This window comes from Butyricimonas sp. Marseille-P3923 (assembly GCF_900184685.1).
In the GTDB taxonomy this organism is placed as follows: domain Bacteria; phylum Bacteroidota; class Bacteroidia; order Bacteroidales; family Marinifilaceae; genus Butyricimonas; species Butyricimonas muris.
In genome coordinates this window covers 668375-686414 of record NZ_FXXL01000006.1, presented here as the reverse complement: position 1 = coordinate 686414, position 18040 = coordinate 668375, and the positions used below count along the sequence as shown (strand labels likewise).

The 18040-nt window shown below is 44.2% G+C and carries 14 protein-coding genes; 11 read left to right on the top strand and 3 right to left on the bottom strand.

Features of this window, described 5'->3' with window-relative positions; translation table 11 throughout:
• The first annotated feature begins 33 nt into the window (after positions 1 to 33).
• The 9 genes from CS948_RS08675 to CS948_RS08635 all read left to right on the top strand — a co-directional run bounded on the left by CS948_RS08675 (position 34) and on the right by CS948_RS08635 (position 12519).
• A complete protein-coding gene (locus CS948_RS08675) occupies positions 34 to 3417 on the top strand; it encodes a SusC/RagA family TonB-linked outer membrane protein (protein ID WP_099291292.1) in 3384 nt (1127 codons plus the stop codon).
• 24 nt (positions 3418 to 3441) lie between these two features.
• Positions 3442 to 4938 (top strand): RagB/SusD family nutrient uptake outer membrane protein, encoded by a 1497-nt coding sequence (locus CS948_RS08670; RefSeq protein WP_099291291.1) that lies wholly within the window; start codon positions 3442 to 3444, stop codon positions 4936 to 4938.
• Positions 4939 to 4944: 6 nt separating this feature from the next.
• On the top strand, positions 4945 to 5757 hold the full coding sequence (locus CS948_RS08665; protein ID WP_176554983.1) for a DUF4843 domain-containing protein: 813 nt from the start codon (positions 4945 to 4947) through the stop codon (positions 5755 to 5757).
• A gap of 19 nt (positions 5758 to 5776) precedes the next feature.
• Positions 5777 to 7300, top strand: a complete 1524-nt coding sequence (locus CS948_RS08660; RefSeq protein ID WP_176554982.1) for a PKD-like family lipoprotein — start codon at positions 5777 to 5779, stop codon at positions 7298 to 7300.
• A gap of 30 nt (positions 7301 to 7330) precedes the next feature.
• On the top strand, positions 7331 to 8437 hold the full coding sequence (locus CS948_RS08655) for a thioredoxin domain-containing protein (protein ID WP_099291288.1): 1107 nt from the start codon (positions 7331 to 7333) through the stop codon (positions 8435 to 8437).
• 152 nt (positions 8438 to 8589) lie between these two features.
• Positions 8590 to 9564 (top strand): polyprenyl synthetase family protein, encoded by a 975-nt coding sequence (locus tag CS948_RS08650; protein ID WP_099291287.1) that lies wholly within the window; start codon positions 8590 to 8592, stop codon positions 9562 to 9564.
• A gap of 13 nt (positions 9565 to 9577) precedes the next feature.
• The gene (locus tag CS948_RS08645; RefSeq protein ID WP_099291286.1) at positions 9578 to 10024 is read left to right on the top strand and encodes a dCMP deaminase family protein; all 447 of its coding nucleotides are present in this window, start codon (positions 9578 to 9580) and stop codon (positions 10022 to 10024) included.
• Positions 10025 to 10026: 2 nt separating this feature from the next.
• The gene (locus CS948_RS08640; protein WP_099291285.1) at positions 10027 to 11622 is read left to right on the top strand and encodes a S41 family peptidase; all 1596 of its coding nucleotides are present in this window, start codon (positions 10027 to 10029) and stop codon (positions 11620 to 11622) included.
• A 3-nt stretch (positions 11623 to 11625) separates the two neighbouring features.
• Positions 11626 to 12519, top strand: a complete 894-nt coding sequence (locus tag CS948_RS08635) for a DNA/RNA non-specific endonuclease (protein WP_099291284.1) — start codon at positions 11626 to 11628, stop codon at positions 12517 to 12519.
• 11 nt (positions 12520 to 12530) lie between these two features.
• Here CS948_RS08635 and CS948_RS08630 read toward each other — a convergent pair whose 3' ends face one another.
• Both CS948_RS08630 and CS948_RS08625 read right to left on the bottom strand, forming a co-directional pair.
• Positions 12531 to 13022: a TlpA disulfide reductase family protein gene (locus tag CS948_RS08630; RefSeq protein WP_099291283.1), complete on the bottom strand. Its 492-nt coding sequence runs from the start codon at positions 13020 to 13022 to the stop codon at positions 12531 to 12533.
• 49 nt (positions 13023 to 13071) lie between these two features.
• The gene (locus CS948_RS08625; protein ID WP_099291282.1) at positions 13072 to 13278 is read right to left on the bottom strand and encodes a hypothetical protein; all 207 of its coding nucleotides are present in this window, start codon (positions 13276 to 13278) and stop codon (positions 13072 to 13074) included.
• A 152-nt stretch (positions 13279 to 13430) separates the two neighbouring features.
• Between CS948_RS08625 and CS948_RS08620 the strand changes: the two genes are divergently transcribed.
• Both CS948_RS08620 and CS948_RS08615 read left to right on the top strand, forming a co-directional pair.
• Positions 13431 to 14393, top strand: coding sequence for a tRNA-dihydrouridine synthase family protein (locus CS948_RS08620; protein WP_099291281.1), 963 nt, complete (start codon positions 13431 to 13433; stop codon positions 14391 to 14393).
• A gap of 6 nt (positions 14394 to 14399) precedes the next feature.
• Complete coding sequence (locus CS948_RS08615) at positions 14400 to 14771, top strand: YbaN family protein (RefSeq protein WP_099291280.1); 372 nt, start codon at positions 14400 to 14402, stop codon at positions 14769 to 14771.
• Positions 14772 to 14796: 25 nt separating this feature from the next.
• Here CS948_RS08615 and leuS read toward each other — a convergent pair whose 3' ends face one another.
• Positions 14797 to 17568 carry a leucine--tRNA ligase gene (gene leuS / locus CS948_RS08610; RefSeq protein WP_099291279.1) on the bottom strand — a complete coding sequence of 924 codons (2772 nt, stop codon included), beginning with the start codon at positions 17566 to 17568 and terminating at the stop codon, positions 14797 to 14799.
• Between the last annotated feature and the right edge of the window lie 472 nt (positions 17569 to 18040).

The window sequence follows — 18040 nt, the reverse complement described above, 5'->3', positions numbered from 1 at the left end:
CACATTAATGTTAACATGTAAACAATCAAAAGTATGAAAAAAAATCGGTTTGACAGGCAAGGTATTCCTGTTAATTTAAGAAAAATGTTTTCGGGCATGAAATTACGCGTTGTTTTCATTCTGTTATTAACGTTTACTGTTTCGAGTGCCATTTTGGCGCAATCGAAAACAGTAACGTTGAACGTGAAATCGGAACCGCTGAGTGATGTTCTGATTTATATTAAGGATGCGACGGGAGTACAGATTATTTTTAACGAGAATCAATTGGAAAAAGTGATGTGCGGTCCTGTGTCATTGAAAGATGTTTCGGTAAAAGAGGCTATTGATGCTGTGTTGAAAGGGAAGGGTTTCTTTTGCGAGGTGCTTGACGGAGTTTATGTTATAAAACGAGAAACGAAAAAAGAAGAGGTGAAGAAGTTGACGATTACCGGGAAGGTGGTCGACGTGCAGAATAATCCGCTTCCGGGAGTGACCGTGCGTATCAAGGGTACGACGTTGGGTGTTGCCACGGATGTTGATGGAAATTATTCTATCACGTTGACGGCCGGACAGGAGAAACCGGTGCTGGTCTTTTCGTTTGTCGGCATGACTTCGAAAGAGGTCGTATATGCAGACAAGGATGTAATTAACGTGACATTGGAAGATGAGACCTCAGAGATTGATGAGGTCGTGGTTACCGGTATCTTCAAGAAAGCGAAAGAAAGTTATACGGGGGCAGTTTCAAGCATTACTTCAGAGCAATTGAAAATGTACAAGGGACAAAACGTGTTGCAGACATTGAAAAATATTGATGCATCGTTGAATTTTATGGTGAATAATGCGGTCGGAAGTAACCCGAACGCTATTCCTCAAATCAATATCCGGGGTAATTCTTCATTGCCCATGAGCGTGCAGGAGTATAACGAGAGTGCATCTAATGCTGTTAATACTCCCTTGATTATCATGGATGGTTTCGAGATCACGCTGGAGAAATTGATGGACTATAATGATGATGAGATTGAATCGATCAACATATTGAAGGATGCGGCGGCCACGGCTATTTACGGTTCAAGGGGATCGAACGGTGTGATAGTGGTAATTACCAAACAACCGGAGGCAGGTAAATTGAGGATTAACGCGGAGATTGGGATGGATATCGAGGCGCCGGATTTGAGTTCTTATGACCTGTTAAATGCTGCAGAGAAGCTTCAGTTGGAAAAGATGTCCGGGTTGTACGAGTCTTCTTTACCGGGAAATGACGTGAGATACACGGAAAGATATAACAAGCGTTTGAAGGCTGTACTTGCAGGGGTTGACACGGATTGGTTGAGTAAGCCTTTACACACGGGCGTGGGATCTCATTATAATTTGCGAATGGAAGGGGGAAGTGAACAATTTCGGTGGAGCGGTTCTTTGGCGTATAAAAATGTAGTCGGGGCGATGAAAGGTTCTTCCCGGCGTAATTTCAACGGTTCGATCACGTTGATGTATACGATTGATAATTTGATTTTCAAGAATTACACGTCTTACGGGATGAATCGGGGATGCGAAAGCAGGTATGGTTCGTTCAGTACTTATGCAGAACAACAGCCGTATGATGCGCCGTATGATGAGAACGGTAATCTCGTGCGTTATTTTGACGGTTTTCGTTATAGTGATCTGGATAGGCAGAATCCGTTGTATGATGCCTCGTTAAATTCTTTTGATAAAACGGGATATCAATCATTGACTAATAATTTCTCGATCGAGTGGAATATTATGGAAGGATTGATGCTGAGGGGGCAATTAGGTATTTCCAGCACGGATAATAGTAGTGATTATTTCTTACCGGCAGAGCATTCTTATTTCACAACCGGGGATAAAAAAGCGGAATATGCCACGGATGAAGGTTTTTTTCGTAGAGGGTTATATCGCTACGGAACCGGGAAAGAGTATAGTTACAGCGGAAATGTCACGATGACGTATAATAGAACTTTTGCGGAAAAACATCTTTTGTCCGTGGGTATTGATTGGTCATTGGCGGAGACTCAATCTCGTTCGTATAGTTTTGAGTTGGAAGGATTCTCGAGTGAAGATATGAGTTTTCTGGGGAATGCCCGACAATATATGAAAGACGGGATTCCTAACGGATTGAAAACAAGTACCCGCCGTTTCGGGTTGACCGGGAACGTGAATTATATTTATGACGGTCGTTATTACGTGGATTTGGCTTACCGGGTTGACGGTAGTTCCACGTTCGGGAGTGACAAGAAGTATGCCCCGTTCTGGAGTTCCGGTATCGGATGGAATTTGCATAACGAGTCTTTCTTGCAAGGTCATCCGGTAATAACCATGCTGAGGTTGAAGGGGTCTTACGGTGAAACAGGTTCGCAGCAGGGGTCATCTACCGGGGCATCGACAACTTACAAGTATTCCACGGATAACAAGTATATGAATTGGAACGGGGCGATTCTGCAAGGATGGGGAAATCCGAGGTTAACGTGGCAAAAAACGAACGAGTTGAATGTAGGCATGGAAGTTGGTTTGTGGGCAGGGCGTTTGAAAGGTGAATTGAACGTGTACACGAAAAAGACTGCAAATCTTCTTTCCAGTATGGATTTGCCATTGTCCATGGGTTACTCTTCTTATATCGCGAATGTCGGGGAGGTGAAGAATAATGGTTGGGAGTTGGCTTTGAGCGGGTATGCTATTCGTGATTATGAGCGGGAGGTTACTTTGATGTTTAGCGGGCAATTGGTATATAATAAGAATCGTATCACGAAACTTTCGGAGGCGATTAAGGCGCAGAATGAATTGTATTTACAAGAGGACGTGGACGTGAGCAACTTGTTCTACGAGGGACGCCCGCAAAACGCTATTTATGCTGTTCGTTCTTTGGGGATTGACCCAAGTACGGGTAACGAGATTTTTCTTGATAAGGACGGAAATATCACGGATACTTGGAAGCCGTCGGATAAGGTGTATTTGGGTGCGAAAGAGCAGAAATACCGGGGGAACGGTAGTATCCTGTTTATGTGGAAAGGGTTGACGGTGAATGTTGCCTGTTCTTATTACTGGGGAGGTAAAGCGTATAATGAAACTTTGTTGAACAAGGTGGAGGTGACAAAAAATACCTTGACTAGCCAAAATGTGGACGCCCGTGTGCTAAAAGCCCGGTGGTTTCAAGCGGGTGACGTGACGTTCTTCAAGCAACTGAGTAATACCCAAACTCGTGCGACATCCCGTTTCGTGATGAATGATAACGTGTTCGAGATATCTTCTGTCGGGATACAATATCGTTGGGATTCTCCTTGGGTTCAGAAATATACTCGTGCCGGTTCTATCACTTTTGGCGTGAATATGTCTGATATTCTGCATTTGTCATCCATTAAAATGGAGCGCGGAACCAGTTACCCGTATGCTCGTAATATTCAAGGATATATTAAGTTCTTATTCTAACATGTAATATTAAAAACTGTATTTATGAAAAGATTATATATCATAACGGTAGTCATGGCTTTGTTTTCCGTTTCCTGTAATGATTGGTTGGATGTGCGGCCGGACACGGAACAGAAAGACAAAGACTTGTTTACCACGTACAAGGGATTTCAGGATGCTCTCACGGGTTGTTACATGAGTTTAGCCGGTCAAGATATTTACGGGGAGAGATTGACAATGTCTAATATCGAATCATTGGCAAATCTTTGGTATCAATTCCGTAATTCGACTCGTTACGAGGATAATGATTTGATGGAACATAATTACACGAGTGATTATTCTAAGGCCGCGATCAAAACGATATATGCCGGGTTGTTTAACGTGATTGCTCAGGCTAATATGATTATTAAGTACGCTGAGAAAAATGGTGATGTCATCGAAGATCCGGCGGCTCGTGCCGTGATTACGGGAGAGGCTTACGCCATCCGTGCTTTTTGTCAGTTGGATGTGCTTCGCTTGTTCGGGCAGATGCCGCAAGGAGCAAGCCAACAAGTTGAATTACCCTATTCTGAAACTACCTCTATTGACGAAATGCCTGCTTACTATGGTTTCGATGCTTACGTGGCAAAACTAGAAAGCGATTTGGTTAAAGCGGAATCTTTCTTGAAAGATAGTGATCCGGTGTTTCAATATACTTTCTCCAACTTGAATTCTGTAAGCGGGAATGAATTGAATAACAGTTATATGTATTATCGTCAAGCTAGAATGAACTATTGGGCGGTGAAAGCAATTCAAGCCAGAATGTACCTTTATTTGGGAAAAAAAGAAAAGGCTTACGCGTTGGCGAAAGGAATTATAGACGCCAAAGGTGTGGATGGAAAACCTGTCATGACAATGAGTGGCGAAACGGATATCGCAAAAGGGTATAAGACTTGTCCGTCCGAATGCCTGTTGTATCTCAGTAAATATAACGTGAAAACCTACTCGACGGAATTTTTGCTTGGAAATCAGACAGACGTGCAGGTTGGTTCGGGACATTTGGTTGTCTCCCATTCGATGTTGACAGATTTGTACGCGGGACAGAATACAGGTTCGCATAATAGATATTTGAATTGCTGGAACCGGAACGTGAAAGATGCGTCGGCTAGCCTATATGCGGCGATCACGAAGTATTATTTCGCGGATGATGCTGAAAATCAAATGCTGTATTATCAGATTATTCCGATGTTGCGTATGTCCGAAGTTTATTTGATTGCTATGGAAACATCTTCCGATTTGGATGAGATAAACGGGTGGTATACGGATTACATGTTGGCTCATAACGTGGTGTTGAATGAAGCGGGATTTTCTTCCTTGAACGATGTTCCCAAGGAGCTCGTGAACGAGTATCGCCGGGAGTTTTATGGAGAGGGGCAGATGTTCTATACCTACAAGAGAACCGGAACGGCAAGTATGCTTTGGGGTAATGGGACGGCTGACGAGAAAGTATATATTCTTCCTTTGCCGGAAACCGAATATAATCCTAATTCTCAAATAAAGTAAATGATTATGAAACAGTTGATAAATATAATGATCGGTTGTATCCTACTTTTGGGGATGAGTTCTTGCGAAAAAGATTTGCCGGTGTATAGTACGTCGGATTGCTGGTTAAATTTCGTTTATTACAATTATGACGGAACTATCGTGGAAACGGAAAAGGTTACGGACGAGATGAGATACGCCTCGTATTCATTCGTGTATGCCGGGGAAGATGTGGACGTTGATACGGTTTGGTTCAAAATATCAACGATGGGTTTCGTGTCGGATGAAGATCGACCGTTGGAGTTGGAGCAGGTTCTTACCGGGCAGAATGATGCGAAAGCGGATGTACATTATGTCGCCTTCACGAATGAAGAGTTGAAAGCGAAATACTACATCATCCCTGCTCGTAAAACGATAACGGAAATTCCGGTGGTTGTAAAAAAGGATCCTTCATTGGAGAATGGAGATGTCACGTTACAATTTACATTCAAGGATAACGGTTATTTTAAACCGGGATATGCGGGATTGACTGTCCGTGTGCTGTCAATCTCTGCAAAATTGACGAAACCTTCGGTATGGGAGGAATATTATTGTGATTATTCATTTGGCCTTTACGGAACAGAAAAACATCGTTTGATGATAGAATGGACAGACAAGAAATGGGATGACGAGTATATCAAGGAACTGATGGAGGGTGACAGTGCTTATGTCGATTATCTGGCAGGATGGTTTGCTCGGAAGTTAGAGGAAGAGAATGCCAAAAGGATAGCGGAAAATAAGGAACCTTACAAAGAAGAAGACGGTACCCCGGTAAGTTTTGAACCGAAATCTTGGAATTGATAATTTAATGGATGATAGTATGAAAAAATATATTTTATTAGCCGTATTGTTTACATTGTTCGGGCTAGTTGCCTGTTACGATGATGATAGTAGTTTGGCAACCAGAGAGATTGGCGATATTGCGATTGATACATTGAAAGATGCTTCAATTATCTCTTATAGTGGAAATAAATTGGAACGGGAACCGAAAATCGAGACGAAATATTCGGAAAAGCAGTTAGCTTACGCGTGGTATATTTATAAAGAGGATCAACAAGAGGGATTCCGGACGAATAAAATCGATTCCGTGAAGAATTTATCGTACGAGATAAATTTGGCGGCCGGGAATTACACGGTTGTGTTTGAAGTGACGGCTAAAGAGAACGGTTATTCAGTTGCGGAAGAGATGAAATTAGCTGTTTCCACGACTTTTTCTCAAGGTTTTTACATCTTGAAAGAAACGGCGGAAGGGAACTCGGAATTGGACGTATATACACAAGACGGTCTTGTTTCAGATCTTTTGACGAACTCGCAAGGGGAACCGTTGATTGGGGCTCCTCGTAATTTGTCCGTGTGTTTCGGGCAGGCTTTTATTGATACGGAAGAGAACGTAATGGCAACGGGCAACACGGTATGTGTTACCACGGAACAGAATAAATTTGCCTGTTTCCGTACGGTGGATATGTTGAAAGTTTTTGATAATTCGAATTTACTTTTCGAGGAAATGGAGGCCGATGAGTCCCCTTATTGTATGGTTAGAAGTCTTTCGAGAATATTTTATTTTTCCAGTAAAGGCATCCGTTCTGCTTCTACCGATGAAAATAGCGGTAAAATGGGCTTCCCCTTGGATAGTGAAAGCAGTAAGCATGTGCAAATAGTGAACGGGGGATTCGGAGGTCATGTATACTGGAATAATAGTAAACATCGTGTCATGACGGTGGATTATAATTGTTCCGGTGTATCGGAAGTTGAGTTCAATACGGAAGTGAATCAAGATAATTTGGAATGCCTGTCGAGTGGACTTAATTACGTGGGAGGAAGTGAGATGATCTATTTCCTGTGTCAGGATAAAACTTCGGGAGTCCGGTATTTGTATTTGCTTTCCGGGGGAAATATCGTGGAGATTAGGTCTTTAAAATCTAATTTGCATTTGGCTCAAGGGGATATTATTGCGGGCAACGGTTTGACGGGAACATTGATTTATTGTGTGCATGATAATAAATTATACGGTTATAATTTTGATGCCGAGAGTGAAATGGAGATTCCGATAACCGGCATCCCGGAAGGAGCTACAATTTCTTATTTCTCCAATCAATATTGGAACATGGGGTTATTCGGGGATACATCGTTGAATTTTGACAACATAGTGGTCGGGACACAGGAAGGTGATAATTATACCGTGTATTTGTATAATATACGCGGAGGACAACCTTACGGGGGACCTATAACAGTTTTCTCCGGCGAAGGCAAACTGAGAAGTGTGCGGTATGTTTGTCAGGCGGCTGTGGATATGACTGCCATGCTGGGACCTATGTATGGATTTGGTCCATGTTTCCCTTATTGATAATAACGTGTAAATAAAAAGACGAATATAATGAAAAAGATTGTTTTGTTGTTGTTTGTTTCTTTGTTGGTCATTTCTGCAACGGCGCAAACGAATTTCCGGGATATTACTTATAAAGAAGCCCTCGCTGCCGCGAAAGACGAGAAAAAACTGGTATTTATTGATTTTTATACCTCTTGGTGTGGTCCGTGTAAAATGATGATGAAAAATATCTTCCCGTTGAAAGAGGTCGGGGATTATTTGAATGATAAGTTCGTGTGTATTAAGATTGATGCTGAAAAAGGAGAGGGACCGGAATTGGCAAAAAAGTACAAGGTAAAAGCGTATCCTACTTTTGTAGCCATAGATGTGGTTGAGAGAGTATTAATGATTAAAGAGGGAGGTTCGGTGGATGGAACTGCTTTTATCACGAGTATTGACCGTCAAATAGACCCCGATAAAACTCCCGAACGAATGCAACAACGTTATGAAAGCGGCGAGCGTACAGCCGAGTTGATTTCTGCCTACGCGGGAATGAAATTGGAACAAGTATACCGGAATCGTCGTCCGGATATGTCTAAAAAAGAAGAGGCTTTTAAAATCGTGCAAGATTATTTTAGCGGGTTGAATGATAAACAAAAGCTGGCCGATGAAAACTTGTTTGTGTATATTTCTTTTACCGAAAGTCCTATGGATGCAATCGCCCGCTATATGATAACTTGTCGGGATAAATTTGCTCCTGCCGTGAAGGATAAAATCTCGGAACAAATCGGGAATTTGTATAAAGTGGAAATGCAAAAATATCTGATAGCTCAAATACCTTTTGAACAACAGCAATATGATGTAGTGAAAAGGGAGATTATTGATTTGGGATTGAATAAGGATAATTATTACACGGAAGCATTTCGTTTCATAGAATGCCACGGGAAAGGTGATTTGAATGCTTTTATGACTCTGTGTGAGAAGGAGTATGCTCAGTTGAATGATGACTATAAAGCGTATATCATGTATAATTTTGCGGCTTTGTTTGTGAACGGGGATGAGGTCGTGAAAAAGCGTGCGGCGAAATTCGTGCGTCGGTTATTCATGGAAATGGACGCGACAATGATTATGTTTGTTGCCCAGCAATTAATGCAATTGGAAGGCGGCGGACATTAAGAAGATGCTCTCGAAATCGTTTTTCGTGTATCCCGGTTTTCCTTGTCGGAAGCCGGGATATTTCTGTTAAAAAGATATTTCTGCTTGTTAATGATGCGTTGTTTGCTCTTTTTTTATACTTTAGCGGAACAAATTTGTAAAACGTGAAAGAGATGTACACACTAAATGACTTAAGGGAGATTATAACGAAAGAGTTAGAGAAAAAAGAGTATATGCAAGAGCCGTATTCGTTGTTTGAGCCGATACAGTATATACTGGAAGACGGTGGAAAACGGTTACGTCCGATGCTTACTTTAATGGCTTATAATCTCTACCGGGAGGACATCGAGAAGGTGTTGAAATCCGCTATCGGGATAGAAATCTTTCACAATTACACGCTTTTGCACGATGACGTGATGGATGATGCCGAATTGAGAAGAGGACGTCCGACGGTTCACAAGAAGTGGAACAGTAACGTGGCGATATTAAGTGGTGATGCGGCTGCTATTATGGCTTACAAGAGTATAGAGCATTGCGAGGATAAATACTTGCGTCGGGCAATTGACTTTTTCAATCAGGTGGCGCTGGACGTGTGCAAGGGACAGCAGTATGATATGGTGTTCGAAACGAGAAATGACGTGACCGAGGAAGAATATATCCACATGATTTATTTGAAGACAGCCGTTTTGCTTGCCGGTAGTTTGCGGCACGGGGCGTTGCTTGCCGGGGCTCCGGAACACGAGTACAAAGCGTTGTATGATTTCGGGGGATATCTTGGGTTAGCTTTCCAGTTACAGGATGATTACCTTGACGTGTACGGGGATGTTGCCGAATTCGGGAAAAACATAGGTGGAGATATCGTGGCAAACAAGAAAACTTATATGCTTATCAAGGCGTTGGAGTTGGCTGATCCGGCGACAAAGGAGGAGTTGTGGGGATGGATAGAGAAGAAGGATTTTGATCACAAGGAGAAAGTGGAAGCCGTTACACGGATATATGATCGTTTAGGGATAAAAGAAGTCGCTTTCGCGGCAATAGATAAATATTTGGAAAAGAGTCGGGAGATATTGGATAAGATTGAAGTTCCGGCAGAACGAAAAGTCGATTTCTACGAGATGTTGGACGAGATTGGAAGTCGGAAGAAATAAAATAGTGCATTAAATGGAGAAATCTAAACAGCGATTGTTAGACGAGCGTTATTTGAGAATGGCCCGGATATGGGCGGAAAATTCGTATTGCATACGTCGTCAGGTTGGAGCCCTGATCGTGAGGGGCGATGCCATTATTTCGGATGGGTATAACGGGACTCCTTCCGGGTTCGAGAATATCTGTGAAGACGAGGACAATAAAACAAAGCCCTACGTGTTGCATGCCGAGGCGAACGCTATCACGAAAGTGGCGAAATCGAATAACAGTAGTTTCGGGGCAACGTTGTACGTGACGGCTTCTCCTTGTATCGAATGCTCGAAGCTGATTATTCAGGCGGGCATCCGACGGGTGGTATATTCGGAACATTACAGGAGCGCGGATGGAATCGAATTACTGCAAAAAGCGGGAATAGAAGTGGAGTATATAGGGTTTGCGGATGATAAAGAGATAAAAGATTAAATATGAACAAGAGTAATTTAAGAGCGTTATTGACACCGATCGTGTTGGCTTTGGCTATCGTGCTCGGTATGATGATAAACAGGTTTTTGCCGGATCGCGGACAAATGTCTGTTGCCGCGGGAGTGTACCCGCAGATGGGCAATAAATTGGATGTGATTTTGGGAATGATACAACACTCGTACGTGGATACGGTGAACATGACAGAGTTGATAGAGAATTCAATCCCGATCATATTGAATGATTTGGATCCTCACACGATATATATTCCCGCGAAAGATATGCAGCGGGCAAATGAAGGAATTATCGGTAATTTCGGGGGTGTAGGCGTGCAGTTCTATAAATATCTGGACACGGTTACGGTCGTGAAAGTCGTTCCCGGCGGACCTTCCGAGAAAGCGGGGATATTGGATGGTGACCGGATTATCCGGGTAGGCGATTCTGTGGTAGCCGGGGTAAACAAGAACACCGACCAGATTATGGCAATGATGAGGGGAGAGTTCGGTTCGAAAGTAGATTTGACCATCGTGAGAAGGGGTGAACCGAAGCCGATCAAGAAGACGGTTACCCGCGGCAGTATCCCGGTAAAAAGTGTTGATGTGGCGTATATGCTCAATGATACAACGGGTTATTTGAAAACCAATACATTCGGTATGGTTACCTATATGGAGTTTATGAATGCCATGGAGAGCTTGAAGCAGGCGGGGATGAAAAAGATAATCATCGACTTGCGGGAGAACGAGGGCGGTGTGCTGGAAACGGCAATCAAGATGATAAATGAATTTCTGGATGCGGACAAGCTGATTTTGTACACGCAGGGAAACGCCAGAGCCCGTATGGATTTCACGTCCAACGGTCAGGGACGTTACAAGGATATCCGTGTGGATGTATTGATTAGTGAGTTTAGTGCGTCCGCCAGTGAGATTTTCGCGGGTGCAATACAGGATAACGACCGGGGATTAATTATCGGACGTCGTTCTTTCGGCAAGGGATTGGTACAGGAACAACGCCCGCTATCCGACGGTTCTGCCGTACGGTTGACGGTAGCCCGTTATTATACGCCTTCGGGACGTTCTATTCAGAAACCTTATGACCAAGGGAAAGAGAAATATTACAGCGATATTTACAACCGTATGATGCACGGGGAGTTTTCTCAAAGGGATAGCATCACGTTTGACGAGAATTTGAAATATCAGACTGTTGGCGGACGTACCGTGTATGGCGGTGGCGGAATTATGCCGGATGTCTTTGTGCCGGCTGACACGACCGGGGCTACCCGTTATCTGGCAGCGGTGACGAGAACTCAGTTCTTGTATGATTATACTTTTGATTTCATGGATAGACACCGGAATGAGATGAAGGATTTAAAAGATTACAAGGCTATCCAGCGATACTTGAAGCAGTTCGATCTGGTAAACGAAATGGCGAATTATGCTGCCCGCCGCGGATTGAAGCGGAATGACAAGGAGATAAAAGAGTCTTACCAGATTTTGAGAACACGGATAGAGGCTTATATCGGTCGTCACGCTTTGGATGATATCGGTTTCTACCCGATAATCGGTCAGATTGATAATACCTTACAGGAAGCGATTAAACAATAGACAATGATGAATATTTTACACGGGAGGCTGATAGGCCTCCTGTTTCTGTTTTGCACGCTGGGTGGTTTTGCGCAAAACCGTTATATTCCCTCGGGGGAGGGAATGTTGGTTGAATATACCTATTATTGTTTGGGTTTTGACAAAGAGCATAAACAGGCGAATTGGGTGTATTACGAGTTGGAAGCCAAGAATCTCACGGGGAAGGCGAGCCGGAAAGATAATTTTCGGGTAGACCCGAAACTAGATACATGGAGTGCCACGTTAGCCGATTACAAGGGAAGCGGGTATGATCGGGGGCATTTGTGTCCTGCCGCTGATATGTCGTTTAACGCGAAAGCGATGAGCGAAACGTTTTACATGTCGAATATGTCGCCGCAAGTACCGATGTTTAACCGGGGTATCTGGAAGAAGTTGGAGGAACACGTTCGGGAACGGGCAAAGCGGGAAAAACTGTACGTGGTAACCGGACCGATTTTCAAGAGTAACAAGGGGAAGATAGGCAAAGGAAAAGTGACCGTTCCCGGTTACTATTACAAATTATTTTACTCCCCGTCGAAGCAGCAGATGATAGCTTACGTGTTGCCGAACGAGGAGAGTCGGCGCCCGATAAACAGTTTTGCGGTACCCGTGTCGAAAGTGGAGAAAATGACCGGTATTGATTTCTTCCCGCAACTACCGGATGATCTGGAAAAGTTGTTGGAAGCGGATACCCTTTCGCATCTGGAACATATGCCCAAGCAACCCGGTAAATCATATCCCCCGACCCGGAAAGAACAAATTATCGCCGTGGCGGGAGCCGTGCTCTTGTTCTTGCTCGTGTATTTCCTGATCAAACACCGGGGTGGGAAAAAGAAGAAAAAGAAAAAAGCCAAGAAACCTCTCAAGAAAAAGAAATAAGCCTTTCGGGCTTATTTCTTTTTCAATAAATCATCAATCACTTTTGTCATTTCCTCGAACTCTTTCGGTTCGTACAGGCGGGTGAGATAGACAATCTTCCCCTCTTTGTCTATGATAACGTTCCGGGTAACGCCTGCGCCTTTCGCGGCAAAAGAATAAAAGGCTTTACCTTCCGGATCGAGCAGGAGAGGGTAAGTGATACCTGTTTCTTTGGCAAATTTTTTGACCACTTCTTTCGATTCCTTAAGATCAATGCCGTATAAAACGAAGTCGGGATTATCCTTGTGTTTCAGCCAAATATCTTTTTCGATAAAGGGCATTTCTTTTCGGCATACGCCACACCAGCTGGCAGTGAATTGAAGCATAACAATTTTCCCTTTCAGGTCTTTCAATTGTTTCTTTGTGCCGTCAGGAAAGATTAATTCGATATCAGGTGCTTTGTCGCCTACTTTCACGATGTATCCTCTATCGTCTTCCGGGGCTTGAACCCAAGCGCAGGTCATGAATAATAATAAAATTAGAGTCAGGTGTTTCATATTGGATCATGTTTGATTAATATCGTTTCAGACTTTTCGGGCTACCGCTCCACGAGCATCCCAAGCAATAGAGAATTGTCGTGTCGAATCCCTCCAGAGAGTCATTTTCATTTACCGGAACAACCTCGTAATCGGTTGTCACTTGCACCAGACATGGATTGCCTTGTGCGTCTTTCACGTGAAAACGGCGTATGCCGCATTGTGGACAAAGTAAAAATCGCATATTCTAAAATTTGAGACATAGTTACTGATTATTATCGATAGTTGTACGGGGTACGAGGGAAAAATTGTTACTTTTATCAGATTCTTTTCATATACGGGAAGAAAGACTGTATATTTGTCGCAACAAGATGATAGTAGTTAGTGGGTTTTGATATGGAAGAACAGAAGAAATATAAAATACATTTTGCACCTGTGCAGGGGCATACCGATTGGACATACCGGAACTTGCACGAGAAATACTTCGGGGGAGTGGACGCCTATTATACCCCGTTTATCCGGGTTGAAAAAGGGGATAGTTTCCGGTCGAGAGATATGAAGGATTGTGATCCCGAATTAAATACCGTGCAGAGATTGATCCCGCAGGTGTTGGGGGGCGACCCGATGGAATTGGATGTATCTCTGGAGATGTTGGAAGAGAGAGGCTTCACGGGGGTGGATATCAACATGGGATGTCCTTTCCCGATGATTGCGAGGCGGGGGAAAGGAGCGGGCGTATTGTCCGACCCGAAGCGGGTACGGGAGCTGATGGAAGTTGTGAAGGAATACCCGGGGATGCAGTGTTCCGTGAAAATGCGTTTGGGATGGGAGAATCCTGAAGAATGTCTGTCATTGCTTCCTGTTTTGAATGACACTCCTTTAGCTGCCGTTATCCTGCACGCTCGTGTCGGTACGCAGGAATACAAGGGAGAGGTTAACCCGGATGCGTTTGAGGCATTTTATAATCAATGTAAACATCCCTTGTATTACAACGGGGATGTGTTGACCCTAGAGGATATTCAACGGGTGACGGCACGCTTTCCCCGTTTGGAAGGCGTCATGATCGGCCGGGGATTGTTAGCGAACCCCGCGTTGGCAATGGAATACTTGGATGGTAAAGAATTGACCTCGGAGGAGAAGTACAGGAAATTCAAACTCTTTCATGCCGAACTTCTGGCCGCTTATGCCGAACGTTTGCAGGGTGAGCATCAATTAGTGATGAAAATGAAAACTTTCTGGGAATATTTCATGCCGATGACCGACCGGAAAATATTGAAGAAGATTCACAAGAGTAACAAACTATCCCAGTATAACGAAGCGCTTGCGCGTGCCTTCGTGCCGGGACAGGAAGAAGGGTGATTGCGGATGAAGAAAGCGATATATATCATTATAGGCTGTATTTCCGTGGTGTTGGGTATAATCGGTATTTTCGTGCCCGGTTTGCCGACGACACCTTTTCTTTTATTGAGTTCATGGCTTTTTTACAATAGTTCCAAGCGATTGCATGATGCCTTGCATCGTTCCAAGTGGTTGGGGCCTTATATCCGGCGTTTTCAAGAGAAAAAAGGAGTGGGTTGGAAGACAAAAGCGGTATCCATTATTTGTATGTGGACGATGATCAGTATTTCCGCTTTCGGGATTATCGAGAATTTGCATGTGAGGATATTATTATTGATATTGGGTGTGGTTGGGACATGCAGCGTGCTGTTTATCGTACCGAATCCCAAAAAGAAATAAAAGAGAGCGACGCTCTCTTTTATTATTATCCTATCACCACGTTCACGATTTTTTTCGGTACGATAATCATTTTCTTGATTTCCTTCCCGTCCATCCATTTCGTGAAGTCCGGAGTGGCTTTTACGGCTGTTTCAATCTCCGCGTTGGTTGCTGTCGTGGGCATGGCGAGTTTGAAACGTATCTTGCCGTTGAAGGAAACCGGGTATTCGAACTCGTCTTCCACGAGGTATTTTTCTTCCCATTTCGGGAAGGCTTCTTTCGTGATGTTTCTCGTGTGGCCTAGCAGGCTCCACAGTTCTTCCGCCATGTGTGGGGCAAAAGGAGCGAGGGTGATCACGAGAGGTTCGAGGATAGCCCGTTTATTGCATTTCAAGGCTGTCAGTTCGTTCGTGCAGATCATGAAAGCGGGAATGGACGTGTTGAACGAGAAATTCTCGATATCGTATTCCACCTTCTTGATCGTTTTATGCAGTACTTTCAATTCTTCTTTGGTCGGCATCTCGTCGCTCACGCTGAATTCTTCGCCGTTTTGGAACAGGCGCCAGAATTTACGCAGGAATTTGTACACCCCGTCGATACCTTGCGTGTCCCACGGTTTGCTGAATTCCAGTGGTCCGAGGAACATCTCGTACAGGCGCAACGTGTCAGCCCCGTATTCTTCGATAATCGTGTCGGGGTTCACCACGTTGAACATGGACTTGGACATCTTCTCGATAGCCCAGCCACAGATGTATTTCCCGTTTTCGAGGATAAACTCGGCATTGGCGAATTCCGGTCGCCATGCACGGAACGCGTCCACGTCTAACACGTCATTCTTCACGATATTCACGTCCACGTGTAACTCCGTGGTCTTATGCTGATCCTTCAACCCGAGGGAAACAAACGTATTCGTGCCTTGTATCCGGTACACGAAATTCGAACGTCCTTGAATCATACCTTGGTTGATTAGTTTCTTGAAAGGCTCTTCTTCGGTGGCAACACCGATATCATGCAAGAACATGTTCCAGAAACGGGAATAAATCAAATGTCCCGTGGCGTGTTCTGTCCCGCCCAAGTAAAGATCCACGTTTTTCCAGTAATTGCAGACGTCCTTATCTACCAGAGCCTTGTCATTGTGCGGGTCCATGTAGCGTAAAAAATACGCCGAGGAACCCGCGAAGCCGGGCATCGTGTTTAATTCCAGAGGATAACCCTCTTCCGTTTTCCAGTCTTGTACACGACCTAGAGGCGGTTCTCCTGTTTCTGTCGGCAAGTATTTATCTACCTCCGGCAACTCCAGCGGCAATTTTGACTCGTCGAGCATATATGGCATACCGTCTTTGTAATACACCGGGAACGGTTCGCCCCAGTATCGTTGACGACTAAAAATGGCATCCCGCAGGCGGTAATTGATCTTGCTTTTACCGATTCCTCTTTTCTCGACTTCTTGCGAGATATACGCGATGGCATCTTTCACTTCCATGCCGTTGATAATACCGCTGTTAATCATCTTGCCGACTTTCGTGTCGTATGATCCTTCGGACATATCGTGTCCTTCCCCGTCGTCAATCACGGGAACGATCGGGAGATTGAAATGACGCGCGAAAGCGTAGTCGCGGCTGTCGTGTCCCGGTACTGCCATGATTGCTCCGGTTCCGTAGCCGGAAAGCACGTATTCGCTGATCCACACGGGTATCGCCTCGTTCGTGAATGGGTTAATAGCATATGAACCGGTAAATACTCCGGTCACTTTTTTCACTTCCGTCTGGCGCTCCCGTTCCGTGCGTTTCGACACGTAGTCCAAGTACTCGGCAACGGCGTCCGCCTGTTCCGGGGTGGTCAGCTGTTTCACGTAATCCGATTCGGGAGCCAGCACCATGAATGACACCCCGAATATCGTGTCCGGGCGGGTGGTGAAGATTTCCAGTTTCACGTCCGAATCTTTCACGTCGAAAATCACGTCGGCACCTTGCGAGCGACCTATCCAGTTGCGTTGAATATCCTTCAGCGAATCCGACCATTCCACTTTATCCAACCCGTCCAGTAACCGTTGGGCATATGCGGATACGCGGAGCGACCATTGGCGCATTTTCTTTTGTACCACGGGATAACCGCCTCGTTCGGACAGCCCGTCTTTCACCTCGTCGTTGGCAAGCACGGTTCCCAGTTCCGGGCACCAGTTCACCATCGTGTCGGCAAGGTAAGCGATACGGTAATTCAATAATATCTCTTGTTTTTCCTTCTCCGATTTGGCTTTCCATTCTTCGGCAGTGAAATGCAATTCTTCGCCGCATGCCGCGTTCAGTCCTTCCGTACCCACCGTTTCAAAAGCTTTTACCAGATCGCTGATCGGCATGGCTTTTTGCTCGTCGTAACAGAAATAGCTGTTGAACATCCGGATGAAAGTCCATTGTGTCCATTTGTAATATCCCGGGTCGCAGGTACGGATTTCTCTGTCCCAATCGTACGAGAAGCCGATCTTGTCCATTTGTTCCCGGTAGCGGTTGATATTTTTCTCCGTCGTGATAGCCGGGTGTTGCCCTGTCTGGATGGCGTATTGCTCTGCCGGTAGTCCGTAGGCATCATACCCCATGGGATGCAACACGTTAAAACCTTTCAAATGCTTGTAACGGGAATAGATATCGGAAGCGATGTAGCCTAGCGGGTGTCCGACGTGTAGCCCTGCCCCGGAGGGATAAGGGAACATGTCCAGCACGTAATATTTGGGTTTGGAAGGATCCATTTCAACCCGGTAAGTTTTGTTCTCTTGCCAGTAGCTTTGCCACTTTTTCTCGACTTCCTTGAAATTGTATTCCATGTTATTCTTTTTTTAGTTCTCGTAATGAATGACAAAGGTAATAAAAATACAGAAGTCGGAAACTCTTTTATTATTTTATGTCATAGGGGTGATTACCTAATATTGTAAGAGGATGTACTCTTTTCCTATATAAATCCGGTATGAATTCCGTATGATTTCCGGTTCAATTCCGCTTATAAAGTTTTTACTAAGCTTTTAGTAAGCTATTAAAACGCTATTACTATATAGGGTTTTAATAGGGTTTTAATAGGGAACTAATAGCGTTTTACACGGAAGTGATGCGGAATTTATATGGAATTGATATGTATTTTATTATTGTAATCCAGATGTTTAGTGACTGACGTGATATCTTATTTGTACCGTGGTGAAATTTAAGGAAGAATCCCTAATATAGATGAAATGGAGTCTGTTTTTCCTCATTTTTGGGGATTGTGAGGGGATGTTCGGGGATATACTTTTGTAGCGATAAATA

Coding starts and splice junctions, on each gene's coding strand:
- CS948_RS08625 (WP_099291282.1), bottom strand. CDS start 13,278: ATGCGATTTTTACTTTGTCCACAATGCGGCATACGCCGTTTTCACGTG.
- CS948_RS08640 (WP_099291285.1), top strand. CDS start 10,027: ATGAACAAGAGTAATTTAAGAGCGTTATTGACACCGATCGTGTTGGCT.
- CS948_RS08660 (WP_176554982.1), top strand. CDS start 5,777: ATGAAAAAATATATTTTATTAGCCGTATTGTTTACATTGTTCGGGCTA.
- CS948_RS08655 (WP_099291288.1), top strand. CDS start 7,331: ATGAAAAAGATTGTTTTGTTGTTGTTTGTTTCTTTGTTGGTCATTTCT.
- CS948_RS08675 (WP_099291292.1), top strand. CDS start 34: ATGAAAAAAAATCGGTTTGACAGGCAAGGTATTCCTGTTAATTTAAGA.
- CS948_RS08665 (WP_176554983.1), top strand. CDS start 4,945: ATGAAACAGTTGATAAATATAATGATCGGTTGTATCCTACTTTTGGGG.
- CS948_RS08620 (WP_099291281.1), top strand. CDS start 13,431: ATGGAAGAACAGAAGAAATATAAAATACATTTTGCACCTGTGCAGGGG.
- CS948_RS08630 (WP_099291283.1), bottom strand. CDS start 13,022: ATGACCTGCGCTTGGGTTCAAGCCCCGGAAGACGATAGAGGATACATC.
- CS948_RS08635 (WP_099291284.1), top strand. CDS start 11,626: ATGATGAATATTTTACACGGGAGGCTGATAGGCCTCCTGTTTCTGTTT.
- CS948_RS08670 (WP_099291291.1), top strand. CDS start 3,442: ATGAAAAGATTATATATCATAACGGTAGTCATGGCTTTGTTTTCCGTT.
- CS948_RS08650 (WP_099291287.1), top strand. CDS start 8,590: ATGTACACACTAAATGACTTAAGGGAGATTATAACGAAAGAGTTAGAG.
- CS948_RS08645 (WP_099291286.1), top strand. CDS start 9,578: ATGGAGAAATCTAAACAGCGATTGTTAGACGAGCGTTATTTGAGAATG.
- leuS (WP_099291279.1), bottom strand. CDS start 17,568: ATGGAATACAATTTCAAGGAAGTCGAGAAAAAGTGGCAAAGCTACTGG.
- CS948_RS08615 (WP_099291280.1), top strand. CDS start 14,400: ATGAAGAAAGCGATATATATCATTATAGGCTGTATTTCCGTGGTGTTG.